We start from the raw sequence: 17,058 nt of genomic DNA on the forward strand, positions 1-17,058 counted from the left end.
GCCCATCTTCCTCGAACCTCCTGAGAAGATAGGATAAATCATCTTCATTCCATTGCACGCTATAGTGCTGAGGTGGCGGAGGACTGATGATGCCGGAGACATCGGGGGCTGGGATGCCATGTTCAGCAAATAGCGTCTGCACCACATCGACCGAAGTCTTGTCCATCCAGATGCGGCAGTCGGAGCGGCGGGACAACAGCCACATCTGCGGGCGCAGCACCAGCGAGTAAGAGCGCAGCCCGCGGGTGATGGGCGGTCCTTCATTCAGTTCGGTCACGAGGCCATTGAAGGGACGGCGCACGCCGCCGCTTTCATCCTCGCCCTGCTGCACCTCGACGGAGACATCCGCAAGCCGGCCGATCAGTTCCTGCGGCTTCACCGCTTCCTTCTTGGCGGACGAACAGTCTGATCTCAAAGAGCTGCGAGACGCCTTCATCGACAATCACGCGCTCCGGCAAAAGCTGGTCTTCCCCCAGCGGCGACTTTACCTTCAGAACACGGCTCGCCTGGATGAAATCAGCGGCTGACAGTATATCGTCCATGGGGTGCGTCTCCAAAGAACAATGGTGATTGTCGTCAAAATCTTGCCGAAATGCAATCCAGGTTTGTGGCAAAAGAAAGTCAGGTTGTAGAACTCGCTTGGGATATGGAGGCATGATGCGACACATCAAGGCTTCATAATCGGAAAAGTTGCAGCATATTCGGCTTCACACCTGGATGGGCGACAACAGCGCGCCAAGACGGTGAGATACGGGCGAGACAACGATGGTGAAGCAAATAGACGATATCGATACCTATGCATTGCGCCGCGAAGAAGCAGGCAAAAGCCATGGTGCCGGTTGGTGGGTAAGCCTTCGCAGGCGAGGCCGAAAAATCATCCGTCTTTTCAAAGACAGCATCTACGGTTCGTCCGAGGCAAGCTTCAGGCAGGCGAAGGCGTACCGTGATGCTGTCATCTCCGCCTTGCCGCCGCCAACCAATCATGAACAGGCTGTTCTCTTGCGCAAGAACAATACCAGCGGCATCTCGGGGGTGAGGCGCATCGAGACACGCGAAGGCGACGCCTGGCAGGCGACATTGATGACGAAGGAGGGGCAGAAGAGGGAGAACTTTTCCGTTTCGAAATTTGGAGAAGAAGTTGCCAAGTCCATGGCAATTACGCAGCGGCGCAAATGGCTCAAAGATCTGCCGGTCAAGCATCTGGCCTATGCCCATCATGCCGAGGAGATCAACAGAGAGCATTTTGCCGATCAACTGGCGCCCGTCAGCGATGTCATGCCGGCGGTTACCATGTCCGAGGAAGAGGTCGAGTGGCTTCTGGAAGCCATTGATCGGAGGTTCGATGAGATGCGTCCGAGACGTCTTCGCGTGCGTGTGAAAAGCTACGCGAAGAACAAGCTGACGATCGCCGTCTCGGACGCCGGCCAACCTGCGAAACGCCGGATGGTGCAGTTAAACACATCATCTTTGACTGAGACACAGATTATCAAGGCTGCAAGAGAAAGGGTGGAGGCGGAAATCGCGCTTGTTCACGATAAAGCGACTGCAAGCTGGTTCATGGCGGAGCACGCATCATCCCTGTTCGCACCTGAGCGGTTTGATTCGGCTGTTGGATTTAACGTGTTGGTCTGTGTCCCGACCTGAAGGACTGTCAAATTCCCAAGCGGCTTGCGCGAGGCACGGCCAGAAAGCGCTGAGAGCAATTAGGAGAGCCGGGTGCTACAGCAGCCTTGCCGCACGTCCACTCCGCCTAGTAGCGTTGTTGTAATAGCTCGACGCCTGCTGGACTGAGCAATGCCTTGACTGTTCCATGGCTTCTGGCAGGGGAATGCCGCGGTTGGCCGCTTCCGTCAGGTAACCCGACCTCAGCCCATGCGCGGAAAACTCCCCCGGCTCCAGCCCGGCCATCTCCGCCCGCCGCTTGAGGATCGCATTGATCGACTGCGGATCCAGCGCCCGATGCGAGACGGCGCCCCATCTTCCGATCGCGCGAAACACGCTGCCCTTGTCGATCTTTGCCGCCGCCAGCCAGGCGTTCAGCGCCTCGACGGGGCGGCCGGTGAGATAGACGACTTCGTCCTCTTCGCCGGTCGCCGTCTTGGTGCGACCGAGATGAATGGCCAAAGAGGGGAGGGAAGAGCCACCTTCTGTCTCGATCGGAGCTTCCATGGTCAGTTGTTCCACGCGAAGGCCTGCGATTTCGCTCCGCCTACGGCCGCCGGAAGCAAAGGCGACCATAAGGATCGCCCGGTCCCTAATATCGCGCAGGCTGTCGGTCGCGCAGGTCGCTAACAATTTTGCCAGCACGTCGCCGGTGACGGCCTTGGCACTTTTACGGCGGCGCTGTCTCGGGACGGCGCGCACGGCAAGGCGAATGGCGGACTTCAGGGCAGGGGAGGCGAAGGCGCCCTCAAGGCCACGCCACTTTGTGAGGGTCGACCAACTGGCCAGCCGCCGGCGCACCGTATCCGGTGCATGTGGGCCGATGGACTTCAGGAACCCCTGACGCCGGAGGTTGTCTTCCACTTTCGCCGGCATGCCGTGATCGGGATCCGTCGCACGCTTCTCCGGATCCCACAGATGATGGGCCACGAATTTTAGGAGCAGCGCTTCGGGCGCTGGCCAGGGCAGTGACTTCCCGGTGGCAGCAAGACCCCAGGCTTCGAGATAGGCAAGATCAGATGTCAGCGCCCTCAACGTATTGGCGCCCATGCCCTGGTTGACGAGGTGCCGAAGTGTCTCGACATCCTTGTCGGTCAGAAGCTCGGCCAGTTCACCGCGCCGCTCCATCGGGAGAACAGCAGCAATCGTATCGAGTTGATCGATGCGGCGATCAACGGCCCTCATTTGGGCAGGCCATGTTCGTCATAGAAATCGGAATGGTCGGAGGTTGTGCCTGAAGGGACACTCTTGCGACCCTCTGCCGCTAAATCCAGGAATTTCTGAAAAGCGTCCACATTTTGGGTGATCGGCGTGAGTATCGCCACGGGTCTTTCGTCGCGGCAGATCACGATCTCATCGCCGCAGATTGCCAGCTCGATTAACGCCTCGAACCGTTCAGCCGCTTCCGTTACGTCAACAAAAACTTTCATATGTCTCTTCTCACCAGATCCTTTCGTGCAGGACAGCATCGAAGACGACGTCCGTCGAGACCAAGGCGCAGTGCTCTAGTCTGGTTTGTGCTGCAAGGATCCGGTCCCAGGGATCCCGATGTTCCCAGTCAAAAGCGGCCGCCAATTCGGCATGCACGTCATTGATGGCAAGGGTTTGCAAGCCGCTGGCGGTGACAGCGACGCGCAATTCCTGGGGTTTGAGATCGAGCTTCTTCAGCCGCATCTTATTATCGAGCTCATAGAAAGAAACGGCGCTGACAAGCACGGTGTTGTTCTTGTCCTCAATGAGGGCGCGTGCATGCGGTGAAAGGCGCGCACTACCGATCGTCCACCAATAGACGGCATGACTGTCGAGCAGGAGCTTCACGGGCGCTTCCCGCTGTCGGCAGGTCGACCCTGAAACATCCCGATGTCATCACTCCAGTCACCGGCGTCGATTGCAGCTTGCTCGGCATCAGGCTCATCAAACAGGTCGTCCGGAAGTCCCCGCTGCGCCAGCAGCCCAAAAGGTCGCTTACCGGATCGATCCGCGGGACCGACACGGGCATAGATCTCATTGCCGCGCATGATGATGATCTCTTCACCTTGGTTGGCACGTTCAAGAACCTCGGCAAAGTTCTTGCGCGCCTCGCTGATCTTGTAGTGCGTCTGGGGCATGGTCGGCTCCGATTAAGTGTTTGAACGGCAAGATACCACGATAGAGACCGGCGTACAATCAGCATGTACATATAACCATCGATAAGGGGTACTTATCGATGGTTATAGTACGCCCCGCGGATGTGGCTTAGTGGCAGAAGTATACATGGAGATAACTTCGTCTCAATCTTCCGTTAACCATAAAAACAATGACTTACGATCTTACGAAAATCAGCATGACAGGTAAGCGGGGGTAAGCGGGGCTAATCTGGTGGCAGTGCCAGCCCAATGGGCAGGGATGAGGCGTCAGGCGCGTGCCGCAACCATGGAAGGGAGGGGTGGAACAGGATGGTCGTCATCACCCATGCCCAGCCGATCGCCAAGATAGTGCCAAAACGACAGACCAAGCTTTTGGCAGGTCTTCATCAGACCGAGCATGCTGTCGCGCGCTTGTCGGCCATTGCGACTGAGCGTGCCGCCCGAGATCTTCCGCTTGATGACGAACCCGCGCAGATCTCGTTCCGAGGCGTTCGTGTTCAGCGGCGTCTCGGGCCGCTCCAAAACCCGCAGAAGCTCGGCCTTGCGGCGCTTCAGCCGCAACAGCAGTTGATCGAGGTCGCGATATCCGGTGCGGATGGAGAATATCCGATCGAACCGGACCTGAAGACCGTGGGCTGCGCGCCGGCCTGGACTTCGCTGGTAGTTTTTCAGCTGCTTGTAGAAGAGCCAGATCAGCTCGCGCAGGGTCTCGACATGTTTTACCTGGCGCGGCGTCGCCGGCATCAGCTTGTGCAGCAAACGCTCGGCGTGGACCCAGCACAACGCGTGGGTACCGACCCGAAACTGGCCGGCGTCGTCGGACACGATCACGACATTGCCGACCAAACCATGATGGCGAATGGAGCCCCAGATACCGGCCTCGGCAAACGGGCGGATAATGTCCCTGTCAAAGATGTCGATACCCATTTCAGCCAAATAGGTGAGGAACGGAACCTGGTTGGCAAACCGCTGCGGTTGGCGCGACTTCAAACGGGCCAGAAGGGTGGGGTCCACCTGACGGTCTTCCAGAAAGGTGAAGGCGGCATCGTTGAGCACATAGTCCTGATAGTTGCCGCGCAGCAGGGCCAGAAAGTTCAGCCGCGATTTCGACGGCGCGGTGCGAAAGGCGCTAAAATACTCGCTTCCGATATGCGTCGTATAAAAATTGCGGTTGCCATGGCGGGCGCCGGTGTCGTCGACCGTCACATAGGGCGCCGAAATCAGGCCGGCATGCAGCACGGCGGCATCCTCGGCATGAAAGCCTTCCATCCGTTGCGTCAGAAACCGGATGACCTGTCGTTTGGAAATCTCGACACCGACATCGTTGAGCAAGGTCGTCAGTCGCTGCGTCGTCACTTGCCCATGGCTGTGAAGCATCAGGCAGAAGCGCCGCAGATTGGGACCAAAGCCACCCTGGACGCCTGCAGGCAGCGATGCGGTGATCGTGCGACCATCCGGCGTCAGCCAGCATTCGCGACGATAGCGGATCGCCTCCGCCCGCAGGACCAGATCCCGCACCACACAATCCTTGTAGCCCTTGAAGCGCGATCCGGGCGGAGCCGTGACTGGCAGAACCTCCTCACGAGTAATCTTGCCCCTATCGGCCTTCGGCCCGCGGCGCCGCGTAGGCGGATCTTTGCTACCAACCGCCCTGTCGGTGGTTGCCTTTTCCATCCCCGACGGCCTGAACGGTGGACGCGGCGGCAGGTTCTTCAGCCGCGCGATCTCATCGCGCAGGAGCTGGCTGTCAACTTTCAGTCGGGTGTTCTCGATCCTGAGCTGGTCATTCTCGTCGCACAGCCTTTGGTTTTCGGCCTCGAGTTTCTCGATCCGGATGTCTGCCCGCTCAGCCCGCTCCACCAGACCCGTCACAAGCTCTCGCAGCGCTTTCAGCGACAGCGTATCGGCATGCTCGGCCATGGGCAGGCGGCGCTTCGTCATAAATGGAGTGAATCATGATTTCCGCAAAACAGGAATCTGGAGGGTTCTGTGAGGTCCGTGGGCGGTGCGTGCGGCATTCGCTGATCGGACCTCATTGAAGCCGGATTGAGCGAAGGCGCGGGTTGTTTGGCACTATGGGGATTCGGCTGAACCGATCGATGGCATCTGTCGAGGGCAAACGCTGCAGGACCTGGTGGACTGGTCCGGAAGGAGAGCCATACGGTGATTTGCAGTGTCCCTGACGCCGCTATCGGCAGGTTTGCACGGATAGAACCCTCGGTGGTGTCTCATTTTGCTTGTCGCAGGCACGATTGGCCAAAGCACTCGCCTCGCGGCCTTCAGTAGGCCGACGCTGATCGTTGCAACGATGTCGTCTAATATGATCATGAGCTGTCATTCCATGCCGGTCGGCAGACCGGCGACATCGGAGTCCACGTGCCGATGATCTTAACGGCGCCGCCGCAACAGGGGCAGCGGTGCACCAACGGTGGTGGCTTTGCATCCGGTTCTTCGGCCCGCTGCTCCGGCGACGGGACATCCAGCAGGCTTCGGCACTGATCCAGCTTCCGTTGCCGATGGCCATTGGCAAGCAGGCCGTAATGACGAATGCGGTGAAAGCCGTCGGGAACGGTGTGAAGCAGGAAACGGCGGATGAACTCGTGGGCATCGAGCGTCATCACCTTTTGGGCGCCGCCCGTTCGATAATCCTTCCAACGGAAGGTAACCTGGTGGTCATCGATCGTGACGAGGCGGGAATTGGTGATGGCGATGCGATGGGTGTAGCGGCCGAGATAGGCCAGCACCTGTTCGGGTCCGGCAAATGGCGGCTTGGCATAGACCACCCAGTCGATGCGACGTGCTGCTTCAAGGGTTCGATTGAAGGCGACCGGATCGGCCAGACCGGCGATGTCGCCGAAGAATTGAATTTGGCCCAGGTCGAAGGCCTGCTTCAGCTCTTCAAGAAACAGCCGCCGGAAGAGCCGCGACAGAACCCGCACAGGCAGGAAGAATTTTGGCCTGCAGGCAACCCAGCTGGACTGATCGGCCGATAATCCGCCGCCCGGCACGATGCAATGGACATGCGGGTGGTAGTGTAGGTTCTGGCCCCAGGAATGCAGCACAGCGATGAAGCCGATCTCGGCACCCAGATGTCTGGGATCGGCAGCCAGCCTGCGCAGCGTTCGGGCGACGGCCTGGAACAGGATCGCATAGAGCGCCGCCTTGTTCTGGAAGGAGATCGCCGCAATCTGCTGCGGCACGGTGAAGACGACGTGGAAATAGCCGACCGGCAGAAGATCGGCCTGCCGGGCGGCGAGCCAGTCACGGCTCGCCTGTCCCTGGCACTTCGGGCAATGCCGGTTACGACAGGAGTTATAAGCGATTCGAAGCGTATTACAGTCCTCACATCGCTGGACATGACCGCCCAGCCGCGCGGTCCTGCACATCTCGATCGCACTCATCACCCGGCGTTCGAGCCGGCCGAGATGAGCATCGTGTCGATAACGATAGCCTTCCCCGTGGCGGCGAAAGATATCCGCCACCTCCAATCGCGCCGCCATGGCGAGATATCCTCAGCTTGGTGGCACCACGTCCAGCGTCAGCCGGTCGAACGGGCTGGTTGTGCTACGGATCAGGGTGTTGGACACCTTGGTATAGCGTGCCGTTGTCGACAGGTTGTTGTGGCTGAGCAGGACCTGGATGATGCGGATGTCGGTGCCGCTCTCAAGGAGATGGGTGGCAAAGCTGTGGCGCAGCGTATGCACCGTCACGCGTTTGTCGATGCCAGCAGCAATCCGCGCCGAACGGCAGGCCGAATGCAGAACCTGAACATCGATGGGCTTGGTCTCGTCGCGCCCCGGGAACAGCCAGGTCCGCGGTCGCGCCAGCTTCCAATAGACCCGCAGGATATGCAGCAACTGCGCCGACAGCATCACGGTACGATCCTTGCCACCCTTGCCGTGCTCGACACGGATGACGCCGCGCTCGCCGTCGATACTGCCAACCTTAAGATTGACAGTCTCAGAAGCCCGCAGTCCCGCCGCATAGGCCGTGGTCAGCGCTGTTCGTGTCTTCAGGCTTGGAACCGCTTCAAGAAAACGCACGATCTCATCGCCGTTCAATATCGCCGGCAACCTGGACGGAGTTCGGGCATAGGCGATGCGCTCCAGTATCTCATCATGACCAAGCGTGACGCCGAAAAAGAACCGAAGCGCGCAGACTGTCTGGTTCAAGGCCGGCCATGATAGGCCAGACGACACCAGATGCACCTGAAACGCTCGCACATCCTCCAATCCCAGCCGGTCAGGCGATCGCCCGAAATAGCGCGAAAACTTCGTTACCGCATGCGGGTAAGAGCGCTGTGTCGCCGGCGACAGATTGCGGATTGTCATGTCATCGATCATCCGACGCCGCAGCGGACTCATATCACTCATCGTCATCTCCTATTGAAGGTGGGGCAGAACAACCCATTCCTTCAAATCAGGAGCACTTAATGCAACCAGAGCCTCCAAATGCCGCGGTAGCGGCTTCGTTCAATCCCTCCTGCCACCGGATTTGCTCCGGTTACTGATGCGGCCGGCTTTCGACGCCGGCGTCGCCCTCACCCGTCTCGACGAACGCATCGCCCGCTCACCCGTCGGCGCCGGGTTCATCGAACGGCAAAATTTCGCGGATGTCTGCGCCTCGCTGTGGATCGACGGCGAACTCGTCCATCTCGAAGACCTCGTCCTCCACGACGCCTTTCGCGATACCCGCACACCCACCCACGAACTCACCATCGCTCGCGACGTCCTTCGTACACGCCGACGCATTGCTGCCCAGTCGCCGGATTGGGCCTTGTCCGCAGAGGGTATCCGGATTTTGCGACAGACGGCGGACATCACGTCGGCCAGCGAGGGCGTGGCGGAGCCGGCCGGCGTCATTCGGCCCGTGGTCGTGGCTGAACCAGAAGGGGAGGGAGAGGATGGCGTCGAGATCGAAAATCTTCCCGGCGTCGACTATGCCGCCATCGATGCGGTTCTGGCCCGGTCGGAGGCGGCGATCGAGGACGCTAGGCGTCCAAGCCACCTCGCGGCCAGCCGTTCTGCCGAAAAGGACCCATTGATCTACGACCTCGACTGGGACGAAGACGCTCGGCTCGACGAATGGCGCAGTGCGCTCCGTCAGACCGAGAACTTGCCGACGGTGCTGCAGGCGATCATAGCCCTTGATGCCTGGAATGAACTTTCCGTCCTACAGCATGCTCCTTGGCTCGGCCGGCTGTTCGCCGCATCCATTATGCGGGAAGCCGGCATCACCACGGGTGCCCATCTCGCAGCGATCAATCTTGGCCTCAAGACCATTCCGGTGGATCGGCGCCGTCATCGCGATCGCGAAACCCGGCTGCTCGCCATCGCCCACGGTCTTTTGGCGGCCGCCGAGATCGGCATTAAAGAGCATGACCGGCTGACGCTGGCGAAAACGATGATGGACCGAAAGCTGGACGGGCGCCGGACGTCGTCAAAACTGCCGGAACTGATCGAGTTGGTGATGGCAAAGCCGTTGGTGTCGGCCGGGATGGTGGCGAAGACGTTGGACGTGACGCCGCAGGCGGCGCGGCGGATCGTTTTGGAACTCGGCCTCAGGGAGATGACGGGCAGGGGGAGGTTTCGGGCATGGGGCGTGTTGTGAGCTATTTGTTTTCAAATGCGGTGATCGATCGAGAGATCAAAGCAACGAGCCAAACGCCGACGTCATGTTCGACAAACCGAAAACGCTATGGTTCTGTTCGATGACGCCAACTGCCGTTGAAGGTAAGGGTATTTTGAACTAGACGGCAAGATGCCGGTAGACGGAGGTTGCGTATGCGAATTGTTCTCGATCAGGGCGGTTTCCGCTCTCCCGAGTTGATCCGCCTAATAGAGGATCCAGCGATCCACTTTCTGGTTCCGGACGTCGCGCTCGAGGAAATGATGAAGACAAATCCAGCCTACACGATGGAGCGTTCGTTTTCGCCACTACGGTCCGCCGTCGATCGAATATTCGTCTGCCGTAGCGTAAAGGAAGCACTGGAGTGGGAAGGAACGCAGCGTCGTTCTATCACAGCCGCAGAGCTTGTGGACGACGAATACACCGACGTCGCGAGGACACTGATTTCGAGAGCACCGCTCGACAAGTTTGAGAGCTTCCTGGCGAAATTTGTTGAGATGTCCGGTCAGGGCGCACGAACTTTCGATGCCGCAAAAGACAAGTCCTCACTTGTAAAGATCGTTACCGCCATCAAGGCGAAGTTCGGAAAGCCTGAGATCAAAATACTCGCAAGTACCTCGCTCGAGGAGGAACTCGGTGTTGTCCTGGCATTGGCGGAGGGTGCGCTTCGTGCGACGGGCGAGTTTGTCGGGGACATGCGGCGCCGGAAGACGTATTCCGAATTTCTTTACGCGATCAGCTGGGTGAAGAAGCATGGCGTCGAGAGCGCAAAGCCTGAACGAATAGCGCACGACGCGTTTGATGCGGAATATGTGCTGACTGGATCGTTTTTCGACAAGGTCCTAAGCGGTGATCAGAAGATGATGCCGCTTGACGCCTCGATGCGAATGCTGTGCGACACCAGCCGACACCCGCGCTTACTCGCGCTAGCAAAAGCGCTGGAACATCGCCTGTTTAAGATGCAAGGTTGAGGCACATGAGTGAGCAGCAGGAAGAAGAGGTGGGACTGAAGGTCCTGCGTTATTTTGGAAGTCATCTTGTGGCACTGTGCGTCGCGTTTCGCCGTGCGGATGCAGCTAATATCACAGAGTTTAGGGCGTTTTCCGGAACGCTCATGCGTATCGACGACACCGTCCTCTGGCTTTCTGCTGGTCACGTGGTGGAGCAGGTGGTCGCCATGATCGAAAGTCGATCGATCATTGTCGATGAATGCGCCCTCGCAGATGCCTTCGGTTCATCATTTGTATCTGAGCGGCCCGTCCCTATTAGTTTCGCATCTGCTCGTAAGACCTTTGTTTATGATGAAGCTCTTGGGCTGGACTTTGGTGCCGTGGAACTTCACCCCCACCAGGTCCGCTTATTGACAGCGAACGGTGTGCGTATCCTTGAGGAAGAAAATTGGGCATATCAAGATCGAGTAACGTTCGACGGATATGCTCTTCTGGGTTTGCCCGACGAATTTTCCTCAACGGTTTTGCCGGGTGATGGGAGAGCCGAAGTATCTCCCACCATGATCACGATCCGTGAGCTGGAAGAGCCGCCTCCCGGGTTTCTCAAGCCCCACAGACGGCTTGTAGCGCGGATCCTCGATCCCATCTCGTTGAACAGCGTTGTTGGAATGAGCGGGGGGCCGGTCATTGGCTTTTCGATCGGCGAGCGCGTTAGATATTGGATCGTCGCACTTCAAAGCACCTGGCTGGAAGGTTCTCGGACAACATTCGCGTGCCCGTTTCCTGTTTTCGGCCCTATGCTTACAGAATGGGTGCGGTCCTTGGATCGGCAAAATCCCTGATTCCGGCGCATCAAGTAATCTACTATATTTGGGTCTCTTCCGTCCACCACACGCGGAGCAGAGCCTTATCCGACTTTGATAGAGGTAGAGGTGAATGGCCGAATCGGGATCAGGCGCTTGCACCGGTCTTTTCGATCATTAAATCGCGAAACCTCTCCGCAAATGGAGCCCTCGATACATTGCGAACGAGATGCCCCTCCCATCGCGCCGTGTTGTTGAAGTGCGACCGCATTTTATTGAGAAGCTGCTTTCCATCGGCTAGCCGAATAAGCTCTAGCGTTTTTTCGTCGGCGTTAAAATCTTTAGTGTTAAATCGCGATCGAACCTTAGAAATTACCGACTGTAGTGCGCTGCGGAACGCTATCCAATCCGTACCTTCAGAGAGGAACTCGGTGCGCAGGTCCTTCAACACCGACGATGTTGTAACTTTCGCCTGGAAACGCCCGACATCGATGATCTTGCAATCACTTCCGTTTCTTCTCAGCTCTTTGGCTGCATATTTGTAGAGGGCGCCGGCAAAGAAGCGCTGTTTGAACTCCCGCAGGGTCAGTTGGATATCGCTTGGAGAATATTTTCCGAGATCGTTCAATCTTACGTCGTCGCTTATATGTTCACAGAATTCGCCGTACAGAATAAGAATATTTTCCAGCTCGTGACCCAGTATGAACAGCAGGCCGTCCGCGCCGGGAATCTCAAAAATCGGATCCTCGCAAGCGATAAAGTGCTCCATTCCGCCAAAGGTCGCAGCCTCTTCGCCGTCGAGCAATCCGAAGATCTTCGGATTGGTCGGGCGTTCTTCGGCCACCTGATTGGTTACACCCTCATGCCCCGTAGTCGGCGGTACCTTCAACTCCAAGCAATGAGCGACATCGGGCCCGAGCATGGCCCAATAGGCTTTTTCATCTGGCTCACCCTCGACGTAAACGATAACTTTGTCGAGGTAACGGTTTTCAAGCTCTTCCGGATCACCGATATCTGAAATGTCTGGCACGTCAGGAAATACCTTCTTCGATTAGATAGCCACCTTTAACCAAGCCAGCCTCTTGTCGATGGTGGTCGAATACCTTCACCAGTTCCCGGCTATGGGTCGAAAAGATGATTGAAAGTTGCGGATTCCTTACAAGAAGCCGCTTCAGCGCCTGATAGGCAAGGTTCATCCACTTGGAATGCAAATGCGTTTCGATCTCGTCGATCAGGACGATTGTGTTGCGCGTCATATGGCTTGCGACGCGGATATATAGTTGGAGAAGTGCTCTCTCACCATGGCTCAAATGCGAGAGCGGGTGTTCGCCAGAAGATGCCGAGATATATGAGCGGAGATCGGAGCGTCGCGGAGGCAGCAATGCCTTGCCTTCTCCTTCAAACATTTCGTCGTTCACAAATTTCAGCAGGGTCTCGATGCGGCCATCGTCCAACCATTCGAGCCAGACGAGAAGGTTGTCCATCGACGTCGACCATTCCGGCCCATCGGAACCGAACAGCTGGGCGGGTGAATAACCAAAATCCCGCGGCCGCGTGACTGAGCGTGTCTCGTCCGGGGCCACGAGTCGTCGGTCTGCAGGAAAAAACAAAACTGTTGGAAGCTCTTGGCTTTCGCCGAAGATCGCGGTCGGGGCGGTGCCTTGCGCGGAGCGAATGCTTTCGATGAGCAGTTTGCCCAGCGTGTTAGCTTCGAATATGTGACCGGACCCGTTCACTCCGATGGTGGCCCATTCCGATGCCTGCGCTTCATCATTAAGCATGGTGGAGGTCCAATCCAGCAGCGGGGCCTCCAAACCTGTCCAGATCGACAGCAGCACGGTCATCGTCTTGCCGCTGATAGTCCATGTCGCCCGGAAATCTGCCTGAACTCGTTCGCGCGAGGTGGGACCAGCAAACCTGCCGATCGGCGGAGTCGAAAGGAGTCCGAAAAGCCCGTGAATCGACTCCAGGATCGTCGTTTTACCATGGCCATTCTTGGCGAGGATCATAAACAGGTTCGCTGGAGGCGGATCGGAGATCTCTTTCGATCTAACGCCAGTGAAATTGATCGCCTGAACCGTTTCCTGAAAGGGACCGGTCTGATCGAGTGTAAGCTTCAGGAGCTTCCAGTCGGATATTGTGAGATCTGTCATGATGACCTTATCGCAGAAATAATATCGGCTTGATCGATGCGGCATCCATGCGCTCGTACAGTCGGGCGACCCGCAAACCGGACAAGCATATCACCGCGCATAAGGAGAGCTTCGGCACCGCCCTCATCGAGGATGATACGCGACTCCGACGATTTTTGGACCGTCAGCGCGATGCGGCTAGGAATGCTTGAACGAAGAAGTCCCGGGAAAGTGGCGGCTTCGGGTCTTTGTGTCGCGAGAATGAGGTGTATCCCGGCCGATCGGGCCTTTTGAGCCAAGCGGATCAGAGGGCCCTCGACTTCACGGCGGGTAAGGATCAGATCACCCAATTCATCGATGACCACGACGATATGCGGCATACTGGCCCCATTCGCTCTCGCCTCAGCGAGATTGCGCGCGTCAAGCCTGCGCATCGCTTCCTGTCGATTGTCCATCTCTTCAACGAGGCCGTTTAGGACTGCCAGAGCGTCGTCGGGTGACGTGGAGATGGCGCCTCTCAGGCGCTTGGAATTTGCGTAGGCGGAAAATTCGACCGCCTTCGGGTCGATCAGGACAAGCTCGGGGGCAGCAGGATTACTTAGAAGTGACAGCAGGATGGAATGCAAGCACATGCTCTTACCGCTGCCAGTTGTGCCGCCGATGAATATGTGTGGCGCGTCAGCCAATTCGACGACAAATGGTTTTCCGAGTATGTCCGTGCCCAGACAAATGGGCAGAATCATCTTCTTCGTCTCAGGCTCTTGCCACACCTGCCTGAGTTCTTGCCACGTAGTGATCCGCCACTGGTTCGCCGGCCTGGGGACGATGAGATACACTTGGCGTTCGGCCGGGGCTAATGTGATCGTCACACTGCTCTCGCCAAATCCAAGCGCGAAAGAAAGCTTCGAAACACCTTTTCGCAGGCGGTCCAGATCGTCCAGTTCATTCAATATAAGCGTAAATCGGGTTAGCCGCGGTCCGTCGATTGTCTCCAGGATTTTCGCGCTGACACCCAGCTGGCCCAGAACGCGCTCAATGCGTTGGACAATATCTTGCTCACCGCCCTGTTCGGGATCGAAGCGGCCAGCCACTCCAGCATAAAGCTGTTGTGCCAGATACAGGTGGAAATCGGCGTCGGTTGCCCATTCGTCGGAGACGGTCGCGATGCCTCGCCGCACATGCTGTTGCAGAAGGTCGTGAAACGCGTCGTCGTCGTCCAGAAGATTGCGGCCCTCGTAGACGGACAACATGGCCCGATAGAGGTCGGTGAAGTCTTCTGCTTCCCCCTTCCCCTCGCCAGTCATTTGTGGGCTGTGGATGACGGCGCCCTCCTTCTGGGAGCCTTGGCGCTTGAAAGCTGTCTGGTTTGGAGGTTCTGGTATTTGAAGAGACCGTGCGAACCCGATTCTCGCAGCGGTCCAATGCTCGACTCGCGCGCGTAAACCGTCCTTTGTAATGGATTGCAGAACGGCCCTTTCAGCCTGGCTCAGTTGAATACGGTCTACCATGCTTCGTCCCCAACGAGACCGCCGGGCTCGATGGCCCCCATGTCGCCGCGGTCATTCCGGATGGTGTATTCCCGCGCTATGAACGGCCGCAATCTAGCTAGCTTCGCGCCTTCAAGTTCTGAATTCGTCGGCAAGATGATCACCTGATGGGAGATCTTGGGGTAGTAATTGGTTAATAGGTTGAACTGGTTTTCGCGGTCGATACGCCCGAGCGGCGTGTCTATTATGACTGGAACATCATGGCCAGCGACATCTTTCATCGCCCACAGCAGAGCCGTGGCGGCAAGCTGCCTAAGACCGCTTGACAAGCTTGAACGTCCAATCCGATCGCCGCTTCCATCGACGAAATGCATTGTATAGGTGTCGTCAAGCTCGACACTGGCGATCAGCGGATGCTCGTAAATTAGTTCGGTTAGCCGCTGGTTGATCCTTGTTTCGATCTGCTGGCGCGTCTCAGTCCTCATGGCTTCGCGAAGATCGTTTAAAGCGCGAGAAATACGTCGAATATATCGGGCTTCCTGCGAATTCTTCGACGCTTGTGCCTGAGAGGCCTCAAGTGAATCTAGCTGCGCTCGCGACGTTGCCAGCTCCTGAACGGCTTCCTGTAGGCGGGCCTGCTGCAAGCCCTTCTTCTGATTGGCCTCGGCGATCGAATTCTCAAGGTCGGCGATGGCCTTCGTTACGTTCCGAAACTCCTCCAGGTTTGCCTGCGATCCAACTTCGATTCGGAGAAGCGCATCGGTGACCTGACTAAGATCCAGACGCAACCGGCTGACTTCGTTGAGCCTGGCAAGATGGATAGCCTGCCTGTCCGGTCCCGATTCGATCAACCGGATGAGCATCCTGCGGAGGCGTTCGGCACGCGCAAGTTCAAGCCCGGAAAACAGCCCACCGGGCGTTTGATTGTTGGCAAGCGACTCGACTTTTCGCGTAAGGGCTGCGGCAAGTTTTGCCCTTGCGTGATGGCTGATTTCCTCAGCAGCGAGCTCTTCCAGCCATGCTGGAAGAGCTTCGCCGATCCTTCTGATCATGATAGCTTCGGGTGCACCGACAGCCGAAAGGCGCTCCTCCACAGCCCGAAGCGTTTCCTGCAAGAGGCGAAAATTTGCCAGCGGTGGAGCAAACACCGGGACCTCATCGGCGACGATGGCTTGCGCTTCGTCCAATTCCTCTTCCAGTTCGCGTTTGCGGGTCTCCAAGTCTACCCGTTGGTTTTCAGATGCACCCGAGCGCAAATTTTCCCGCCGGGCCTGCAGACGCCGCAGTTCGGGCACGTCGATCGACAGACTTTCCTCTATGTCTGCCAAAGACTGTTCGGCCGCCTGCTTGTTGCGGTTAGCGCGCGCGAGACTGCCTTCGGTGTTGGCGATATCGGAGAGAATCTTTTCAGAGAGGTTCTTGCGTTGGCGTTCCTTCGCGACCGCTTCAAGCTCGTTGGCAAGCTCGCTGATAAAACTGATGCGCAACAAGCGATCGAAATCGATTGCGCTCCGATCGACGGTTTCGGAAAGTGACTTGACCTCTTCCCCATCGAAAAAGAAAAAACCGACATAATCCTTCGGCAGGATCGTCTCGAGGCGTTCTTCCGCCTCCGCCCCGGCCAGCCGGTCTTCGCCGTCAATGATGAAGAGCTGCTCTCTGAAGGTCGCCCCGTCATCGGACGTCCATGATCGCTCAGCCTTGAATTTCCGGTCACCGATCTCCCACATCGCCATGATGCGGGCGGTCACCGGCTGACTGTCAGCGCTCGTTCGTTTCACAGCGCGACGATTGATGATGCCGTACCAGTCTGAAGCATCACCCATGACATATTGCTGAGGTGACAGGGTCTTTGGTGGGAAGCCGACCTGGCGAACCCGCTTGTCCTCAATCCCTGTAAACAGCAGCTTCACGGCATTGAGGAAGCTAGTCTTCCCCATTCCGTTTCGCCCCCATATTAGGAGAACGTTCTTGTCGCCTTCGGGTAGCGTGAGATCGACATTTGCCTTGCCGTGATAGGCAAAAATATTCTCAAGTTCGATCAACGTGAATTTCATGTGTCGGTTATTCCGGATGCATTCAGCGCATCATCGACGAGACCAACGATGCGACGTCGCAATGCCGGACGCATTCCCCACGCGTGGATATTTGCGAATTCTTCTTCAAGCTCAAGAAGGCTGTTCAGAAGAGTTTCCGACACGTCGTTCGAGGCCGCGACCTGGGCGACCAACTTCTGGCGAATTTCACTATCCATAGTCCCCCTCGTCATT

At 57.5% G+C, this 17,058-nt stretch carries 16 protein-coding genes and 1 pseudogene; 4 read left to right on the plus strand and 13 right to left on the minus strand.

The features are described from left to right. A pseudogene (locus VQ830_RS21150) lies at positions 1-542 on the minus strand (contractile injection system protein, VgrG/Pvc8 family); the annotation flags it as partial. 223 nt (positions 543-765) lie between these two features. On the opposite strand from VQ830_RS21150, the gene VQ830_RS21155 reads away from it, so the two are divergent. Then, positions 766-1,644 carry a hypothetical protein gene (locus tag VQ830_RS21155; RefSeq protein WP_337270135.1) on the plus strand — a complete coding sequence of 293 codons (879 nt, stop codon included), beginning with the start codon at positions 766-768 and terminating at the stop codon, positions 1,642-1,644. Between the two features lie 75 nt (positions 1,645-1,719). Here the strand turns inward: VQ830_RS21155 and VQ830_RS21160 are convergent, their stop codons facing one another. The 7 genes from VQ830_RS21160 to VQ830_RS21190 form a co-directional block, all read right to left on the minus strand. Next, entirely contained in the window at positions 1,720-2,847 is a 1,128-nt protein-coding gene (locus VQ830_RS21160) for a site-specific integrase (protein WP_337270136.1), read from the minus strand. Beyond that, positions 2,844-3,092, minus strand: a complete 249-nt coding sequence (locus tag VQ830_RS21165; protein ID WP_337270137.1) for a type II toxin-antitoxin system Phd/YefM family antitoxin — start codon at positions 3,090-3,092, stop codon at positions 2,844-2,846. The genes VQ830_RS21160 and VQ830_RS21165 overlap by 4 nt, the downstream gene beginning before the upstream one ends. Before the next feature lie 10 nt (positions 3,093-3,102). Continuing rightward, positions 3,103-3,480, minus strand: a complete 378-nt coding sequence (locus tag VQ830_RS21170; protein WP_337270138.1) for a type II toxin-antitoxin system VapC family toxin — start codon at positions 3,478-3,480, stop codon at positions 3,103-3,105. Next, positions 3,477-3,770 (minus strand): type II toxin-antitoxin system Phd/YefM family antitoxin, encoded by a 294-nt coding sequence (locus VQ830_RS21175; RefSeq protein ID WP_337270139.1) that lies wholly within the window; start codon positions 3,768-3,770, stop codon positions 3,477-3,479. The genes VQ830_RS21170 and VQ830_RS21175 overlap by 4 nt, the downstream gene beginning before the upstream one ends. A gap of 285 nt (positions 3,771-4,055) precedes the next feature. Beyond that, complete coding sequence (locus VQ830_RS21180; RefSeq protein ID WP_337270140.1) at positions 4,056-5,729, minus strand: IS66 family transposase; 1,674 nt, start codon at positions 5,727-5,729, stop codon at positions 4,056-4,058. Between the two features lie 383 nt (positions 5,730-6,112). Continuing rightward, on the minus strand, positions 6,113-7,288 hold the full coding sequence (locus VQ830_RS21185; protein ID WP_337270141.1) for an IS91 family transposase: 1,176 nt from the start codon (positions 7,286-7,288) through the stop codon (positions 6,113-6,115). Between the two features lie 12 nt (positions 7,289-7,300). Beyond that, positions 7,301-8,161 carry a tyrosine-type recombinase/integrase gene (locus VQ830_RS21190; RefSeq protein WP_337270142.1) on the minus strand — a complete coding sequence of 287 codons (861 nt, stop codon included), beginning with the start codon at positions 8,159-8,161 and terminating at the stop codon, positions 7,301-7,303. Between the two features lie 136 nt (positions 8,162-8,297). On the opposite strand from VQ830_RS21190, the gene VQ830_RS21195 reads away from it, so the two are divergent. The 3 genes from VQ830_RS21195 to VQ830_RS21205 all read left to right on the plus strand — a co-directional run bounded on the left by VQ830_RS21195 (position 8,298) and on the right by VQ830_RS21205 (position 11,208). Next, positions 8,298-9,398 carry an RHE_PE00001 family protein gene (locus VQ830_RS21195; protein ID WP_337270143.1) on the plus strand — a complete coding sequence of 367 codons (1,101 nt, stop codon included), beginning with the start codon at positions 8,298-8,300 and terminating at the stop codon, positions 9,396-9,398. A 173-nt stretch (positions 9,399-9,571) separates the two neighbouring features. Next, entirely contained in the window at positions 9,572-10,387 is an 816-nt protein-coding gene (locus tag VQ830_RS21200; RefSeq protein ID WP_337270144.1) for a hypothetical protein, read from the plus strand. A 5-nt stretch (positions 10,388-10,392) separates the two neighbouring features. After that, positions 10,393-11,208, plus strand: a complete 816-nt coding sequence (locus VQ830_RS21205; RefSeq protein WP_337270145.1) for a hypothetical protein — start codon at positions 10,393-10,395, stop codon at positions 11,206-11,208. Positions 11,209-11,317: 109 nt separating this feature from the next. Here the strand turns inward: VQ830_RS21205 and VQ830_RS21210 are convergent, their stop codons facing one another. The 5 genes from VQ830_RS21210 to VQ830_RS21230 form a co-directional block, all read right to left on the minus strand. Continuing rightward, positions 11,318-12,013 (minus strand): hypothetical protein, encoded by a 696-nt coding sequence (locus VQ830_RS21210; RefSeq protein ID WP_337270146.1) that lies wholly within the window; start codon positions 12,011-12,013, stop codon positions 11,318-11,320. Between the two features lie 187 nt (positions 12,014-12,200). Beyond that, a complete protein-coding gene (locus tag VQ830_RS21215; RefSeq protein WP_337270147.1) occupies positions 12,201-13,322 on the minus strand; it encodes an AAA family ATPase in 1,122 nt (373 codons plus the stop codon). Then, the gene (locus VQ830_RS21220) at positions 13,319-14,809 is read right to left on the minus strand and encodes an FtsK/SpoIIIE domain-containing protein (protein ID WP_337270148.1); all 1,491 of its coding nucleotides are present in this window, start codon (positions 14,807-14,809) and stop codon (positions 13,319-13,321) included. Before VQ830_RS21220 ends, VQ830_RS21215 begins: the two co-directional genes overlap by 4 nt. Continuing rightward, the gene (gene dndD, locus VQ830_RS21225; protein WP_337270149.1) at positions 14,803-16,845 is read right to left on the minus strand and encodes a DNA sulfur modification protein DndD; all 2,043 of its coding nucleotides are present in this window, start codon (positions 16,843-16,845) and stop codon (positions 14,803-14,805) included. The genes VQ830_RS21220 and dndD overlap by 7 nt, the downstream gene beginning before the upstream one ends. Further along, entirely contained in the window at positions 16,842-17,042 is a 201-nt protein-coding gene (locus VQ830_RS21230; RefSeq protein ID WP_337270150.1) for a hypothetical protein, read from the minus strand. Before VQ830_RS21230 ends, dndD begins: the two co-directional genes overlap by 4 nt. Between the last annotated feature and the right edge of the window lie 16 nt (positions 17,043-17,058).

It is taken from the genome of Oryzifoliimicrobium ureilyticum, assembly GCF_037199735.1.
In the GTDB taxonomy this organism is placed as follows: Bacteria; Pseudomonadota; Alphaproteobacteria; order Rhizobiales; family Rhizobiaceae; genus Rhizobium; species Rhizobium ureilyticus.